A 16,431-nucleotide genomic window follows, 5' to 3' on the forward strand; every position below is an offset into this window, starting at 1 on the left:
ATAGTCAGGTCACCGTTGGTGCCTGAAATAGAATCCGGTGTGAATGCATTATCTGGATTATCCACGTCAGTACTGGTCAACGTTCCTGATGTCGTTACCGCTTTGTCAGTTTCATCCACACTGACCGTTGCGGTACTGACCGTCGCTTTATCATTGGTGCCATTAATTGTCACTTTGATCGTTGACGCTGTGCCATCAATAGACGAGACAGTGAAGGTCTCTTCGACTTTATCGCCGACGTTCAATTGATTAAACGCACTGTTGGCGGTGAACACCCAATGCCCATTAGCATCAATAGTTAGGTCGCCATTAGCTCCAACAATGGAGTCTGGCGTAAATGTGTTATCAGGATTATCAACATCGGTACTGGTTAACGTGCCTGATGTCGTTACCGCTTTATCAGTCTCATCCACACTGACTGTTGCGGTACTGACTGTCGCTGCATCGTTAGTGCCGTTAATCGTCACTTTGATGGTTGACGGTGTGCCATCAACCGACGATACCGTAAAGGTCTCTTCGATCTTGTCGCCGACATTCAATTGATTAAACGCGCTGTTAGCGGTGAATACCCAGTGACCATTGGCATCAATGTTGAGGTCGCCATTTGTGCCTGCAATGGAGTCTGGAGTGAACGCATTATCCGGATTATCGACATCGGTGCTGGTTAATGTTCCTGAAGTCGTTACTGCTTTGTCGGTTTCATCGATAGCGACGGTCGCACTGCTGACAGTAGCGGCGTCGTTAGTGCCATTCACCGTAATCGTAACTTGATGTGTTGTGCCATCAGCAGATTGAACCGTGATGGTGTCGGTAGCGGTTGCTCCTTTACCTAATGCTTGAACGGCAGGGTTTTTATTATCAAGATCGTACGTCCAAGAACCAGTATCGGTCAGATGAAGCGTACCAAACGAGCCTACGATATCGGTGTGAGAGAAGTGTGCCTCGCCAGTATCCACATCCGTTACCGCAAGTGTGCCCGATGTCTGAAGTTGGGACTCTTCGGTTACCACTCCAGCACTTGTTCCGCTTATCACGGCTTTATCATTGGTGCCGATAACGGTAATTGTAATTTGATGAGGAGTGCCGTCGGCGGAGTGGATGGTTATGATGTCTGTTGTCGCAGAACCTTGACCAAGAGCTTGAACTTGTGGTTTTTTATTATCTAGGTCATAGGTCCAATCGCCATTGTCTTTAAGGTGTAAAGTACCCAGTGTCCCCTTGAGGTCGGAATTAGAAAAATGCGCCTCTTTTGAGTCGATATCGGTGATGTTGAGTTGGCCCGAAACCGTTAGGTTTTTATCTTCAGTAACTTGGCTTGAGCCATTACTTTTCCCGATAGCCAAAAACGAACTTGGTGAATTTGCTGTACTACTCGTGATTACCGCATGGTCGTTGGTGCCATTAATCGTAACCATAACTTGATGCGCTGTGCCATCAGCTGAGTGAACAGTGACGATGTCTGTCGCAGTTGAACCTTGGCCAAGTCTTTGAACTACTGGGTTATTGTTGTCTAAACTGTATGTCCACGCACCGTCTTTGGTGATGCTTAGCGTACCGAAATTACTAGTCACTTGTGAGGCTTGAAAGTGGTCCTCTCCAAGATCAGAGTCCGTTACCGAAAGCTGCCCTTGAACTTGTGTCGTTAAATCTTCAGTTAACGTGCCAGCATCCACACCCGTAATTACGGCATTGTCGTCGTTTCCGCCAATCGTCATATCGATCGTTTGCGGTGTGCCATCTTTGGTGTGAATTGTGAAACTTTCATGCAGTGAAGTGGCTGCGGTTAAAGCTTGAACATTAGAGAGCGAGTTATCAACTTGATACTGCCAATGTCCATCAGCATCGATAGTTAATGAACCATATTTACCTGAGATAACTTCCGGCGTAACCGAACTTTCATTTTGGTCAGGGTCTATGACATCGATTTTGCCGTTCGCATGTAACAAGCCTTGTGAATCAATATTGTGATCTTCTGTTACCACACCTGTTAAGTCTCCAGAAATATTTGGCGTGTCTTGCTTACCTGTTACCGGTATCTGAACAATGATGCTCGAGCCGTTAGATAGATGTAACGCAAAATGATCAGTACCTGGTTGGTGCTGGTTTAACAGGATGTATTGAGGAGAATTTGGATTCAATACAAATGTGTATTGACCATTTGCATCTACATGAAGCTCTCCGTAGGTACCTTTTATGACTTCTGGCATGAAAGTAACGGGTAAAGCGGGCGTCGTAGGTGCATTCGAATGAGTTGGCTGGCTGTTACTTCCAGAAGAAATGGTTGGGATAGATACCGAAGGAACGTAATGGACTTGCGGGTGAGAAAGTGTCGATAAATGATGAGAAGGAACCAAGTTAGAGCTCGAGCCATGGGGATCGTGGCTTGCACTTAAGGTCGAGTTTACGTCGCTGTCGCTCTTTTGAGCCTCTTGATGAGTAACCGCTGATGAGTCTGTTTTTCCATGGTCGTCGCTGACATCTTTTTCTGTCACGTTATTTACGGGTAGCTGATCTACGGTATCGCCCGAGCTGTCTGCACCCTGGGCAGACGCGTGTTTAGCCAATGATGGCAGTATCATCATGAGTGATTGAAAAAGTGGGATATTAACTTTTAGGTGTGAATGCAGTCTGAGCTTCTTTTTTTGTGTTGGTTTCTTTTGTTCTAGCTCGTTACTTTTCTTATTTTTGATTTCTGTATTTTTCTTGTTTGCTTCGACGTTTTTTTTGTTAGCCATTTTTCTCATCCGTGAATCGTGGTTGCACTATTTTAAGTAAAATACACAGATAGAGGTTTCGCTAGCTAATTGGATAATTTTTAAAGAAAAAAACTGTAAAGTCGAAGAATTATCTCGTTTTGATGAAAGAGAGGATGAATACTTTTTCAACGGTCAGGTAAATATCGGCACAATGACATTGACCTTACCCTAAGGGGAACGTTTATAGTTGCGTTGTAAATTCAAAGGTAAACTATGACAAACACATTCCGAAAAACTTGGATTATTGTTTTCAGCATCATTGCGATGTTGATGTCTAGCTATGCCTCAAGCTCCTCAGCCTTGATGACTGAAGTAATGATGATGGAAATGGGGTCGAGCAAGTCGGCTTGTTACCACAGCGATACTTCGGTTAATGATTCAATGGCGGGGTGTCATGTGATGAGTGAAGAAGTACACGCTGAAGACTCTAACATGAGTGCCCATGCTTTGATGGCTCAATGCGATATGTCTTCAATGAGCGAAGATGGTAGCTCGATGATGGGTAACCATTGTTCGAGTGTCGATTGCTGTGCCTCAATGTGTTCTGCAAGTCCCTATCCAATTCAGGCTGTTCAAGCCGTTGATCAACTTTCCTTTTCATTAGCTCGTTTTCAATCGGTCACGATTGGCCAGAAAGTCGCACGCGCTCAATCTTTGCTACGCCCACCTTCCGCATAAATCTATATCTAAAAATACAGCTCTATCAGTTAGATAAATCTGATAAGCCATTCTTTTTTATGCGCTAATTAGCGTTAGATATGGACATTCATTGTGAATATGAAACCAACAACCTCTGTGTTTGTCATGAACACGAGCTTAGTGGTTGCTGCTACCTTGCCTATGGCCTTGTTTTCAAGTGCTACGCTCGCGGCTACCACGGCGTCAGCTTCAAATGCTCAACACATTTCAGCACATGACCAAGCAAGCTCGACGCAGCAACTCAATACACTGATTGAGACAGCGTTAAGCGAAGATGGAAATCGCAAACAGTACTTTGCTCAGTCTCAAGCGATGCGAGAAACGGGCATTGCCAGCTCGACCTTAATGGACCCGAAATTGAAAGTTGGATTTGGCGGTTTGCCTGTCGATAGCTTTCAATTCGACGAAGACCCGATGACCAATATATCGGTAGGGCTGATGCAGCAGTTTGAGCGTGGCGATACGCTTAACCTCCAACAGAAAAAGGCAGGCCAGCAGGCTGATGCGTTAGCTTTGCAGGTGCACGCAAGAGAATTGACGGTTGCGAATAGCATGACGCAGCTTTGGCTTGAGTTAGGTTATCAGCAAAAGGCTGAGTCGGTGATTCGTCAAAATCGTCGTTTGTTGGTTGAGCTTGAAAACTATGTACAAACCAATTACTCGATTGGTAAAAGCGAAGCGCAAGATCTGCTTAATGCTCAGCTTCAAGTCAGTAAACTTGATGAAAAGCTACAAGCTAATCAGCAAATTCAGCGTCGTTTAATCTCTCAGCTTTCTGAATGGTTGGGTTCTGATTGGCTAGGATCTCAGGCTCTTGATTCTCTGGGCACACTGAATGCAACTAACCAAATCGATTGGTCGTTGTTGGAAAGCAAATTAGCGACCAATATCGATTCAACCAAGCACTACAAGCTACTGACTGACCATCCTTTGATTAAGATCTCCGATGTCAGTATTTCCTCCAATCAAACTCAGGTTGAGTTAGCCGAGCAAGCTTATACCCCGCAGTTTGGGGTGGAAGTGATGTATGCACACCGTCAAGCCAATAACATGGCAGGTGAACCTGCTTCTGATCTGGTGAGTGCCTATCTGACTGTCGACATCCCGCTGTTTACGGGGAATCGACAAGATAAGAACTTATCGGCTGCTCAGTATCAAGTTGGTGCGGCTAAATCTCAAAAAGACACCTTACTTTCCCAAATGAACGCGCAAGTGAACGCATTGCTGGTGGACAGATCAAATCTGATCCAGCGATTAGATCGCTATCAAACGTCCTTGCTTCCTCAAACTGCAGCACGAATCAGTGCGGTTGAGAGGGGCTATCAAAACAATACCGCTCAGTTTAACGATGTCATTTTAGCAACGACCGATGAGCTGGCGCTTAAGTTAGAGCAACAACGTTTGATCACCGATCTCAACATCGTTAACAGCAAACTGGCGGCGTTAGTCAGTGGCTTTGAATACCAAGTAAACCAACCACAACTCAACTCAAGCGTAACTAAACACACAGCCAATCAATAAGGGAATAGACAATGAGTACAGTAAAAGTAGCAACAATCGCTTTATTGGTCGGTGGTGCATTGGGTTTTGGTGTGAACCATTTTCTAATTAATCCAGCACACGACATGTCAGCAATGGCAACGAGTACAGACGCCGAAGTAAGTAAACAAACCAAGGATGAACCTCTGTATTGGGTGGCTCCGATGGACCCAAATTATCAGCGTGATAAGCCGGGTCAATCGCCAATGGGGATGGATCTTATCCCTGTATATGCTGACGATGTGAACGGCGGAGCCAAAGATAAGCCCGGTACCGTGTTCATTGATTCTTCGGTAGAAAATAATCTGGGTGTCAAAACAGCGAAAGTTAAGTTCGAAGCGCTGTCTCCTCGGATTGAAACTGTGGGTTATGTGGCGTTCGATGAAAGTACATTGTGGCAAACCAACGTAAGAGCAGCTGGTTGGGTTGAGAAGCTCTACATCAACGCTGTGGGTGAGAAGGTAAACAAAGGTGATGTGCTTTTCACACTCTATTCTCCAGAGCTTGTTAAAGCACAAGAAGAGTTGATCAGTGCTTATAAAACGGGTCGTAAAGGTTTGATCAAGGGCTCGACTGAACGCTTAATTACCTTGGGTGTTGATAAGACTCAAATCCGCTCTATTACGCGCAAAGGCAAAGCCTCACAAACCATTGAAGTCAAAGCGCCAGCCGATGGTGTCATCGCAAGTCTGAATATCCGAGAAGGTGGTTACCTTTCACCTGCACAAGCGGTGATCAGTGCAGGCCCATTAGGCGAAGTATGGGTTGATGCTGAGGTGTTTGAGCGTCAAGCGCACTGGATCTCGTCAGGCAGCAATGCGGTGATGACGCTAGATGCCATTCCCGGCAAAGAGTGGTTGGGTAATGTCGATTACGTGTACCCAATCCTTGACCCAAAAACTCGAACCTTGCGCGTTCGTTTGAAGTTCTCCAATCCAAATGGCGAGCTTAAGCCAAATATGTTTGCCAATATTGCGCTGAAACCCATCAGTGATGAAGCCGTTCTTACTATCCCAAGATCTTCGGTGATTCACTCCGGTGGTATGACTCGAGTGGTGATGTCAAAAGGTTCTGGCAAGTATCGCTCTGCTCGTATTGAGGTTGGTCGTGAAGCTGGCGAAAAAATAGAGGTGCTTCAAGGGCTAGAGCAAGGCGAAAACATTGTCACTTCTGCACACTTCATGTTGGATTCTGAATCGAGCCAATCAGCTGATCTGTCACGCATCAATGGTGTTGAGGAAGAAGCGGAAACCGTATGGGCAAACGGTGAAATTTCCGATGTTATGCAAGGCAGCCGTATGGTGACGATTAACCATCAGCCTGTTCCAGAATGGGATTGGCCGGGCATGGTGATGAATTTCACCTTTGTGGAAGGCTTGGACATGAGTGACGTGCAACGTGGTAAGGCAATTGACTTTGAGATGAGAAAGACAGAGTCAGGGCAGTACGAGGTTGTGGATTACAAGGTGAACAAACACAAGATCGCTGGCGAAGTTTGGGTAACGGGTGACATCACTATGTTGATGGCAGATTTTGGCATGATCACCGTAAAACATCAGCCAGTCCCTGAGTGGAATTGGAAAGCGGGTGAAATGAATTTCCAAGCCAGTGATGACCTTGATTTATCTGAGTTTTCCGAGGGTCAAACCATTCGGTTTCTAGTGGCGAAGCAAGGTTCTGATTATGTGCTCAAATCTCTCGAACCGACGAATAGCACGGGTGAGGGCGAACTATGATCAATGCAATCATTCGCTGGTCTATTAGCAACCGCTTCTTAGTGTTGGTTGCTACTGTAGCCATCGTATTTGGCGGCTTATACAGCGTTAAAAATACACCTGTCGATGCCATTCCTGATTTGTCAGATGTTCAGGTGATCATCAAAACCAGTTATCCGGGGCAAGCCCCACAAGTGGTCGAGGATAAGGTGACCTATCCATTGACCACCGCCATGTTAGCTGTACCGGGTGCTGAAACAGTTCGTGGCTACTCGTTCTTTGGTGATTCCTATGTCTATATCATCTTCAATGACGATACCGATATGTACTGGGCGCGTTCACGAGTGTTGGAGTACTTAAGCCAAGTTGCACCTAACTTGCCATCGAGTGCCAAGCCAACACTAGGGCCAGATGCAACCGGTGTGGGCTGGGTTTACAGCTACGTGTTGCAAGATAAAACAGGTCAGCACGACTTAGCGGAACTTCGTAGTTTGCAAGATTGGTTCTTGAAGTATGAATTGCAAACCGTAGAAGGCGTGTCTGAAGTGGCGACCGTTGGCGGCATGGTGAAGCAGTACCAAGTACAGATTGATCCGGCCAAGTTACGTGCTTATGACCTAACACTTCAGCAAGTCAACAAGGCAATCCAAGATGGTAACCAAGAAACCGGTGCGTCTGTTGTTGAGATTGCGGAAGCCGAGCACATGGTTCGTACGACGGGTTACCTGACAAGCATTGAAGACATTCAATCTTTGCCGCTAAAAGTGACCGACAAAGGTACTCCGCTGCTATTAGGTGACATTGCTGATATTAACCTCGGCCCGCAAATGCGTCGTGGTATCTCGGAACTCAACGGTGAGGGCGAGGCGGTTGGCGGCGTTATCGTGATGCGCTTTGGTGAAAATGCCAGTGAAGTGATCGACTCGGTTAAATCCAAACTCGCTGAACTGCAAGCTGGCTTACCGGATGGTGTCGAGATTGTCGCAACTTATGACCGTTCGACTTTGATTGATTCAGCCGTTGAAAACCTTTGGAAGAAGCTGGCTGAAGAGTTCATCGTGGTCGCCGTGGTGTGTGCGCTGTTCTTGTTCCATATCCGCTCGTCGTTGGTTATCGCACTAAGTCTGCCTGTTGGTATCTTAGGTGCATTCATTGTGATGCATTGGCAGGGTATTAACGCCAACATCATGTCTCTTGGCGGAATAGCGATTGCGATTGGCGCCATGGTCGATGGTGCCATCGTGATGATCGAGAACGTTCATAAACACATTGAACGGACTCCGCTCACTGATAAAAACCGTTGGCAAGTGATAGGTAAGGCTGCAGAAGAAGTTGGCGCACCGCTGTTCTTCTCTCTGATTATCATTACCTTGAGCTTTGTGCCTGTGTTCGCGCTAGAAGGGCAAGAAGGCAAGATGTTCTCGCCACTTGCGTTTACCAAGACGTATGCAATGGCTGCTGCAGCCGGTTTGGCTATCACGCTTGTGCCTGTGCTAATGGGTTACTTCATTCGCGGTAACGTGTTGCCTGAACACAAAAACCCAGTCAACCGCAGCCTAGTGGCAATGTACAAACCGCTTCTGAACCTCAGCCTAAAATATCCAAAGATGATGATTGTTATCGCACTTGGCTTAATGGCATCTGCTTATTACCCAACCAGTAAGCTTGGTAGCGAGTTTATCCCTCCTTTGGACGAAGGGGATTTGATGTACATGCCAACCACCTATCCGGGTATTTCAATTGGTAAAGCGCGTGAGTTGTTGCAACAAACCAATAAGCTCATCAAAACCATTCCAGAAGTCGAAACCACGTGGGGCAAAATTGGTCGAGCAGAGACAGCAACCGATCCTGCACCGTTAACCATGATTGAAACCGTGATTCAGCTTAAACCGCGAGATGAGTGGCGTGACGGTGTCACTACTGAGTCTCTGCGTAAAGAGTTTGATGATCTGATTCAGTTCCCAGGTTTAACCAATGCGTGGGTTATGCCAATCAAAACCCGTATCGACATGTTAGCGACTGGTATCAAAACCCCAATCGGTATCAAAATCGCTGGCCCAGAGCTGAGCGTGATTGAAGATATTGGTTCGCAACTTGAACCCATCCTCAACGGCGTGAGTGGTACAGCTTCTGTCTACGCCGAGCGTGTTGCGGGCGGTCGGTATGTGACGATAGACATTAAACGTCGCTCAGCTGCGCGATATGGCTTGAGCATTAAAGAAGTGCAACAGGTTATCTCGACGGCGGTTGGTGGCATGAACGTGGGTGAAACCGTTGAGGGGCTAGAGCGTTATCCAATCAATGTCCGTTACCCACAAAGCTATCGTGATTCTGTCGTCAAGCTGCAGAACTTACCGTTAGTAACACCAAATGGAGCTCGTATCGCTCTATCGGACGTAGCAGATATTCGATATGAAGATGGCCCTCCGATGATCAAAACAGAGAATGCGCGTCCTAATGGTTGGGTGTTCGTGGATATCGAAGGGCGTGACCTTGGTTCTTATGTGGCAGAGGCACAAAAAGTCGTTACAGATCAAATTGTTTTGCCTGCGGGTTACTCACTGGCTTGGTCTGGTCAATACGAGTACATGGAACGCGCCAAAGATCGCTTAAGTGTGGTCGTGCCTATCACCATTGCCATCATTATGTTGCTGCTGTATTTGAGCTTCCGCCGTGTCGGTGAGGTGATGATGATCATGCTGACATTACCACTCGCGATGGTTGGTGGTTTATGGCTAATGCATATCCTCAATTACAACTTCTCCATTGCAGTGGGTGTGGGTTTCATCGCGCTTGCCGGGGTTGCTGTTGAGATAGGTGTGATCATGTTGGTCTACTTAAACCAAGCGTGGCACTACAAAAAATTGGATGCGGAGCAGAACCAGCAAGCACTTCAGAGTGAAGACTTAACGGATGCGATCCGTGAAGGGGCAGGACTGCGTGTGCGCCCTGTGATGATGACGGTACTTACGGTGATTATCGGCCTCATTCCAATCATGTATGGCGAGGGTACGGGCTCAGAAGTGATGCAACGAATCGCAGCACCAATGATAGGCGGTATGGCTTCTGCGCTGTTGCTCACCCTACTAGTGTTGCCTGCAATCTTTAAGCTCTGGAAACAGCGTGAGATTACGCACAGTCAAAACGAAACAAACAAATAACGTATTGATTATTAGCCCTTACTGACCAAAACAGAGTGGGTAAGGGCGTACCACACAAACATGTGAAACTAACAAATAAATAACTGAATTTATCTAAGGAACGATCATGAAAAAGACACTTATTGCGATTGCACTGACGTTAACTACTGCAACGGCTTTTGCTGAAATGGACCACTCAATGATAAAAAATGGAGAGATGGATCATTCAAAAATGGATCACAGCATGATGAAGGATGGAAAGATGGACCATTCGATGATGAATATGGAAGGTATGTCAGAAGTGGGTATGCCTGCGACAGGCGCAAAGCCGGATAAAGTGGTTCATGTTCTGCTAAGTGACGATATGAAAATCACATTTAAGAACAAGGTTGATATTGAGCCGAACGACGTGGTGCAGTTTGTTGTGATGAACACAGGCAAGATTGATCACGAATTCTCGATTGGTTCTGCCTCAGAGCAGCTAGAGCACCGTGAAATGATGAAAAACATGGGTAATCACGCTCATGACTCGGGTAGCACAGTTACGGTTAAGCCGGGTAAAGCGAAGCAATTGCTGTGGCATTTCCATGGCGATAATAACGTAGAGTTCGCGTGCAATATTCCTGGTCACGCTGAAGCGGGTATGGTGAAGTCGATAACGCTTTAGACGTTAATCAATAGCGCTTAGTTGAATTAGATAATTCAATGAGGGCTAGAAATTAAAGATAAGTCTTAACTTATACCCAAAGCGCTTTGCTGTGAGGGATTCGCTGAGGCTTATCTTTATTCATAATCACTGTAGCAAGATAGAAGTTTCAAGCAGGTGGTGTGCTTCGCCGCTCAGATGCGGTAGCTCTGACATGATCTTCTTAAGCTTGTCGTCGATTGATTCTGCTTCATTCAGCGATCGAAAAGCCAGTACAGCCTGTTCAGGCTCGCTGTTCACATAACCTTTCAATGTATCTAGCTGAATTTTATTGGCATTTTCAACTTTTGCTAGCGCGACATTAATTGCTTCGATGTTGATTGTTAACTCATTGCTTTTAAACATTTTTAATTATTTATGGGTTGTTGCTAATGCGCGCACATTACCACAACTGTTTTTGCAGATATTGACCAAGATTATTAAACCCGCACTTTTATGAAATCTGAGTTTAATTGAGAAGCACTAGCACAATATCGTTTTGTCTATCCATGCAATTGATTCATGAACTTGTTCCTTAGTGTTAAACATCACAAGAAATCATAATATTTATTTTAACGAGTCTATTTTTTGCGAATGTTAACTCTCTATTATTGAATCTATTTCGCTAGTTTCCTTGGAGATATTAAACATCTTTAAGGAATAATGATGAAAAAAGGAACGTTATCTCTCGCGGTTTTCATGATTTTATCTTCTGGAGTAACTTATGCAGAAGAGCAGATTAGGAATAGTCACTTTAAAGGCAATATGGATGGCTGGTGGAATGCCGGCGCCAACAGAGCAACAGAAAGTAATGAAGCGTGTATTGATATAAAAAACCCAGGAAAAAATTCTTGGGATGTCATTTTAGGTCACAGTGGCATTGGTTTAGAGCAAGGTCAAAGGTACCAAGTATCGTTCGATGCATATGCGAATATTGATACTGAGATGAAAGCCTTGATTCAACATGAAGGCCCTCCCTATACACACTATTTTCTAACCGAAGTAGGTGTATCCGAAGACAAGCAAAGCTATACGTTTGATTTTGTACACGAACTTGATAGTGACGCCGATACAGAATTCCAGTTTCAATTAGGCGCACAGAAAACTGGTGTCATCTGTGTTGATAACGTTTCTGTTGTAGGTAAGCCATTTGTAAAAGTAGCGACTAAGATGCCTATTCGAGCTAACCAAGTTGGTTTCTTACCGAAATCTGATAAATATATCTTTGTTGAAAATACCTCGACGACACCTTTGAAATGGACATTAGTCTCTCAATCAGGGATCAGCCTCGACCTCGGTAAAACAGAAGTATTCGGTTTGAATAAAGCGTCGGGTGAGCACATTCACCGAGTTAACCTTTCAAAATATACAGACACGATGAGAGGTTTAACGGTCAAGGTCGATGACGATGTAAGCTATCCATTCGATATTCGAAATGATGTTTATAGCAAGTTGAAGCTCGATGCGTTGTCTTACTTCTATCAAAATCGCAGCGGCATTGAAATAAAGCCAGAGTTCGTTCAACGTGAAGATCTTGCGAGGCCCGGTGGCCACATGTCCGATACTGCAACCTGTTTTGATAAAGTTGATAGTTGGGGAAATAAATGGCCTGGCTGTGACCTGACTATTGATGCGACCGGTGGTTGGTACGATGCAGGCGATCATGGTAAATACACGGTGAACAGTGGCATCTCAACATGGACACTTCTGAATTTATACGAGCGAAGTCAGTTCCTAGAAAACAAATTGCTTCCTTTTTCTGAGGGCAAAGTGAAAATCCCTGAAGCAACCAATGGCGTTAATCCGTTGTTGTCTGAAGCGCGTTGGAACATTGAGTTCATGTTAGCGATGCAAGTCGACTCTGACACGCCTATCTCTGTCCCTGTTGGTAATCAGTCTGCAAGTAAACAGCTAAAACTTACCGAGATTAACGCGAGAGGGCTGGCATTCCATAAGATCGCGGATGAGTCTTGGACGGGCATGCCATTACCGCCACACAAAGATACTCAGAAACGTTATGTTGGTTATCCTACTACTGCGGCTTCATTGAATCTGGCGGCAATCGGTGCTCAGTGCGCACGTATTTGGAAAGATATCGACAGTGATTTCTCACAGTTATGTTTGGATTCAGCGATCAAAGCGTGGAACGCCGCAAATCAACATCAAGATATCTATGCTTACGACAAATTCACAGGCTCTGGGCCGTATGATGATATCGAATTGAGTGATGAGCGATACTGGGCTGCGGCCGAGCTCTTTATCACAACCAATGATGAGGTTTATAAAAAAGTATTGATTGATTCTCCACACTATCTTGAAGTGCCGAAGGGGAACATCAATGCGGATGGTGATATGTATTGGCAGTATATAGCGCCTGCGGGCACTGTGAGTTTAGCCGTGGTACCTAACTCATTAGACAGCCAGGCTATTGAACAAGCACGTAAGAACATCATTAAAACGGCTGAATCTTATACCAAGCAAGTTGCCAATGAAGGCTATAACATTCCTTATACCGTAGAAGAGTATTCGTGGGGCTCAAACTCCAACCTTGTAAACCGAAGTATCTTTTTGATTTACGCTAACGATTTTTCCAATGATGTTCGATACATCAAAGCGGCGGCTAGTGCGATGGATTATATCCTCGGAGGTAACCCGATGAATATCTCTTATGTTACTGGTTATGGAACGAAACCTGCTGAGAATCCTCATCATCGATTCTGGGCTTACGCTGCTGATGAAAGTTCACCAAAACCAGCGCCGGGTGCGTTAATTGGAGGCCCAAATTCGGTAAGTTTTAGCGATCCTATTGCCGCTGTGATGAAAGGCAAATGTGTTGGACAAACGTGTTACAGCGATAATATTGGAGCTTGGACGTTGAACGAGATAACCATCAACTGGAATGCGCCGCTAGTATGGGTTACTTCTGCTTTAGATGAAGGGCAGCTTGATTGAGGTAATCAATTAAATTAAGAATATTCAAAGAGTAATATCATTTGGTATTGCTCTTTTTTAATACAAAAAATCACACAATGAAGTGCGCAGTTTTAATTGTTTTAGACTTTAAGCTAAGCGGAGATGGTGAATCTAAAGGGGGATTGTAACTAAAGATAATTTGAAACTAAATAGAGGTTGGAGCGTGCAGCGGGAATCGTATCCCGCATCTTCAACCTCCTGCTTGTGTTTGTTCTAGAAGATTAGAATGCGGGCTTTATGATACGCTTGCGGTCTTCACGTTAAATATGGATGTTTCCGCGCTCTACTGCCCCACAGAACTCTATCCAGTCCTGAACGTATATGTAAATAGGATGGCTAACTGTTTTCCCAATCATGTACTTATCTAATGCAGCTAGTACATCCTGAGGTAAATCAGTAGGATCTACGACTGGAAAGGTCGAGCCAACGAGTCTAAATTCTTTCAATTGAGGTAGGTTTTTCATTACAATTTATTCATCATATTATGTGGTTAAACGTAGGTTTTGGGGAAATATCAGACTATTCTGAAAGATGTTCAGGTGACTGCCGCCCTAAAATTGCCCTTATTTTTGAAAGCTCCATGTAGCCCAAGTCACCACAGATTCCATTCATCTCCGTTTGAACTAAATGCAGTAAAATATCTACCTGATCATTTGTTAACTCCAATTCCATTATTACTCCAATCATACTTATTCAACATAATTTCTATCGGTCGAGCGTCATCGATGCTGCTTAGTAACTAGCTCGTTCTTTTTACGAGGTTGCCTAACTTATCAGTCTGCTGACCAGTCTAGCTCTTATTTATCCTGATGCTTTATTCTTATTGTCCGTAACATCAGAACCACAAGTAATGGAATCAAGCAGAGCCTCTACTAGTGTTCGAGATCTGTTTTTGGGAGAGTCTCTTTTAGCAAACTCAACGAGTGCTTGTCGAAGAATATTATCTAAATCGAATTTTTTGGTATAAACCTTTGAGATGTAATGCAGAAGCACATGTGGTAGAGAGAATGCATACTGCACATTATCTAATGAGATTCTTACGTTACAATACCCAAGCCTTGACTCGTAATCCTGCATGCTTTTTTCAGGAAGAATAGAAAGGAAAGCCTTTTCAGCTACTCGATATGAAATACGGTCACCACCTAGTTCATTATGAAGCTTGGTAGCATTTTGTCGTAACCAAGTTTGACCATTTTCATGCTTACTGCTTACTGCACCATATAATGCAGGATCAATGCTAATTTTAGATGTACCATTGTTATGGCGGTAAGAGATCGTTTTTGTCATTCTCATAGTGATATCCTAATAAATAATTTTTAGTTAAATAGTGTAATTGTAATTGTGGTTAGATGGTTGAAAGCCATTTAATTAAAATAATGGTTACTATGTTTTTTATTTTTCAGTACGTCTAACCAATTACTTAAGGTGTTCTCTACTTTCATTTGTAAAGTCTTTGCGCATTTGATCCAAAATTTAGTGTTTAAAATTTCATTCTTTCTATTTGTTCTGATTAGATCATCATTATTGATTCTTTTTACACATTCTTGTTGCGTTTTTCTTAAACGAAATTGGCTATGCTCACCGTTCACTCTATGCTCAAAGTATTCAATGTTTTTTAGGATACTAACAAGCTTTAGGTTTCTTTTTGTCAATTTGAAATGTGCAAGTTTACCTCCTAAACATGATATATTGACCCAATAACCATGCTGTAATTCTTGATAACAGATTGACATAAACATCTCAAAATCCAAGTTGCTTGGAAACCTCTGTTTAGTTTCCGAGTTGATAGATAACATGTCTTCTAATCCAATAATCGAATTTTTTACTATTGGATTGTCTAACTTAGGTGATGTATTTAAGCATTCAAAATCGGTGTAGCTACTCTTATATCCATCATTTGCTTTGTTAGTTCCAACTCCAATAACTGTTTTCTCTAGTTCAATGAGTTTTTGTATTAGCGGACCAAAATCTGAATCATCCGAACAAAAGATAAAAGTGTCGGCTCTATTTGTTAACGCTAATTCCATCGTATCGATTGCTAGCAGCATATCGGTGGTATTCTTTTTATTAGCGGTTTCTTGAGCATGAATGTAACGTACACTTTGACTCGCAGCGTGTTCGCCCCATGCATTATTTGTTTTTGCGACATTGGCATACACGCGTTTAATTATTACGTCACCGTATGCCTCAGCCTTATCAATACATTTGTATATATGCTTAGCCGAAATATTTTCGCCATCGATCATCAGTGCTACTCTTGTCATTAGCTATCCCTATACTTTGTAAATAATCTCAATGTGGTTTGTCGAGTGCGTTAATCATTTCGAGATGGATTATTCTCGATTGTTAGCGGAAGTACCACTTGCTCGGATCCGAGCAAGTACTAAGGGAGTGCCTTCGTTGTGTCAGTGAGTCTCTTTTATTACTCGGCTCCGACTAAGATCAGCAAAGCCTCTAGCTCTGATAGAATGCGGTGTAACGTATATGATTGGATACAAACGATGAAAACCTATTTTGTTACTCGCCACCCCGCTACGATTGACTTAATTAAGAGCTTTAATATAGATATACACCATTGGTTGACTCATGTTGAATCAATCGATATGTTTGAACCTGGTGATACCGTGCTAGGCACATTACCTATTCATTTGGTGGTGGAGCTGACCGAGAAAAATGTAAACTATTATCACTTTTCCTTGGATATCCCATCGTACCTAAGAGGTAGGGAATTGAGCTACTTACAATTGATTGAATGTAGCCCACGTTTAGAAAAATATGAAGTCTTACGAAGTGATTGCATTTTCTTGAATAGAAAATGAGCGTAATAAGTAACACCATCAAATTACAATAATTCATCATGAAAAATGGCTATCAATTGATAGCCATTTTTTTATTAACAGTCAGTCATAGACAGAACCTTAAGC

Annotated in this window: 12 protein-coding genes; 7 read left to right on the forward strand and 5 right to left on the reverse strand. The window is 43.7% G+C overall.

The annotated features are described in order from the left end of the window. Nucleotides 1-2,735: VCBS domain-containing protein (locus AB4371_RS17495; RefSeq protein WP_372150402.1), on the reverse strand; the 2,735-nt coding region annotated here is incomplete at its 3' end. A 234-nt stretch (nucleotides 2,736-2,969) separates the two neighbouring features. Here AB4371_RS17495 and AB4371_RS17500 point away from each other — a divergent pair. From AB4371_RS17500 to AB4371_RS17520, 5 genes are all read left to right on the forward strand, one after another. Continuing rightward, complete coding sequence (locus AB4371_RS17500; RefSeq protein ID WP_017064449.1) at nucleotides 2,970-3,434, forward strand: hypothetical protein; 465 nt, start codon at nucleotides 2,970-2,972, stop codon at nucleotides 3,432-3,434. A 99-nt stretch (nucleotides 3,435-3,533) separates the two neighbouring features. After that, the gene (locus AB4371_RS17505) at nucleotides 3,534-4,976 is read left to right on the forward strand and encodes a TolC family protein (RefSeq protein ID WP_372150406.1); all 1,443 of its coding nucleotides are present in this window, start codon (nucleotides 3,534-3,536) and stop codon (nucleotides 4,974-4,976) included. Between the two features lie 11 nt (nucleotides 4,977-4,987). Then, complete coding sequence (locus tag AB4371_RS17510) at nucleotides 4,988-6,730, forward strand: efflux RND transporter periplasmic adaptor subunit (RefSeq protein WP_372150403.1); 1,743 nt, start codon at nucleotides 4,988-4,990, stop codon at nucleotides 6,728-6,730. Further along, nucleotides 6,727-9,870, forward strand: coding sequence for an efflux RND transporter permease subunit (locus tag AB4371_RS17515; protein WP_372150404.1), 3,144 nt, complete (start codon nucleotides 6,727-6,729; stop codon nucleotides 9,868-9,870). Before AB4371_RS17510 ends, AB4371_RS17515 begins: the two co-directional genes overlap by 4 nt. Nucleotides 9,871-9,976: 106 nt before the next feature. Further along, on the forward strand, nucleotides 9,977-10,516 hold the full coding sequence (locus AB4371_RS17520) for a cupredoxin family protein (RefSeq protein ID WP_372128174.1): 540 nt from the start codon (nucleotides 9,977-9,979) through the stop codon (nucleotides 10,514-10,516). Between the two features lie 126 nt (nucleotides 10,517-10,642). On the opposite strand, the gene AB4371_RS17525 is transcribed toward AB4371_RS17520, so the two are convergent. Further along, nucleotides 10,643-10,900, reverse strand: a complete 258-nt coding sequence (locus AB4371_RS17525) for a hypothetical protein (RefSeq protein WP_050634283.1) — start codon at nucleotides 10,898-10,900, stop codon at nucleotides 10,643-10,645. A gap of 300 nt (nucleotides 10,901-11,200) precedes the next feature. Here AB4371_RS17525 and AB4371_RS17530 point away from each other — a divergent pair, with 300 nt between their 5' ends. Next, nucleotides 11,201-13,486, forward strand: a complete 2,286-nt coding sequence (locus tag AB4371_RS17530) for a glycoside hydrolase family 9 protein (RefSeq protein WP_372150405.1) — start codon at nucleotides 11,201-11,203, stop codon at nucleotides 13,484-13,486. 540 nt (nucleotides 13,487-14,026) lie between these two features. Here AB4371_RS17530 and AB4371_RS17535 read toward each other — a convergent pair. From AB4371_RS17535 to AB4371_RS17545, 3 genes are all read right to left on the reverse strand, one after another. After that, the gene (locus AB4371_RS17535) at nucleotides 14,027-14,179 is read right to left on the reverse strand and encodes a hypothetical protein (RefSeq protein ID WP_170962377.1); all 153 of its coding nucleotides are present in this window, start codon (nucleotides 14,177-14,179) and stop codon (nucleotides 14,027-14,029) included. A gap of 129 nt (nucleotides 14,180-14,308) precedes the next feature. Further along, nucleotides 14,309-14,800: a hypothetical protein gene (locus AB4371_RS17540; RefSeq protein ID WP_102393549.1), complete on the reverse strand. Its 492-nt coding sequence runs from the start codon at nucleotides 14,798-14,800 to the stop codon at nucleotides 14,309-14,311. 71 nt (nucleotides 14,801-14,871) lie between these two features. Beyond that, entirely contained in the window at nucleotides 14,872-15,771 is a 900-nt protein-coding gene (locus AB4371_RS17545) for an NYN domain-containing protein (protein ID WP_102393550.1), read from the reverse strand. Nucleotides 15,772-16,008: 237 nt separating this feature from the next. Here AB4371_RS17545 and csx16 point away from each other — a divergent pair, with 237 nt between their 5' ends. After that, nucleotides 16,009-16,326, forward strand: coding sequence for a CRISPR-associated protein Csx16 (csx16, locus tag AB4371_RS17550; protein WP_157938426.1), 318 nt, complete (start codon nucleotides 16,009-16,011; stop codon nucleotides 16,324-16,326). Nucleotides 16,327-16,431 lie beyond the last annotated feature (105 nt).

Origin of the sequence: Vibrio sp. 10N.261.51.A3, from assembly GCF_041471965.1 — a bacterium.
GTDB classification, from domain to species: domain Bacteria; phylum Pseudomonadota; class Gammaproteobacteria; order Enterobacterales; family Vibrionaceae; genus Vibrio; species Vibrio crassostreae_C.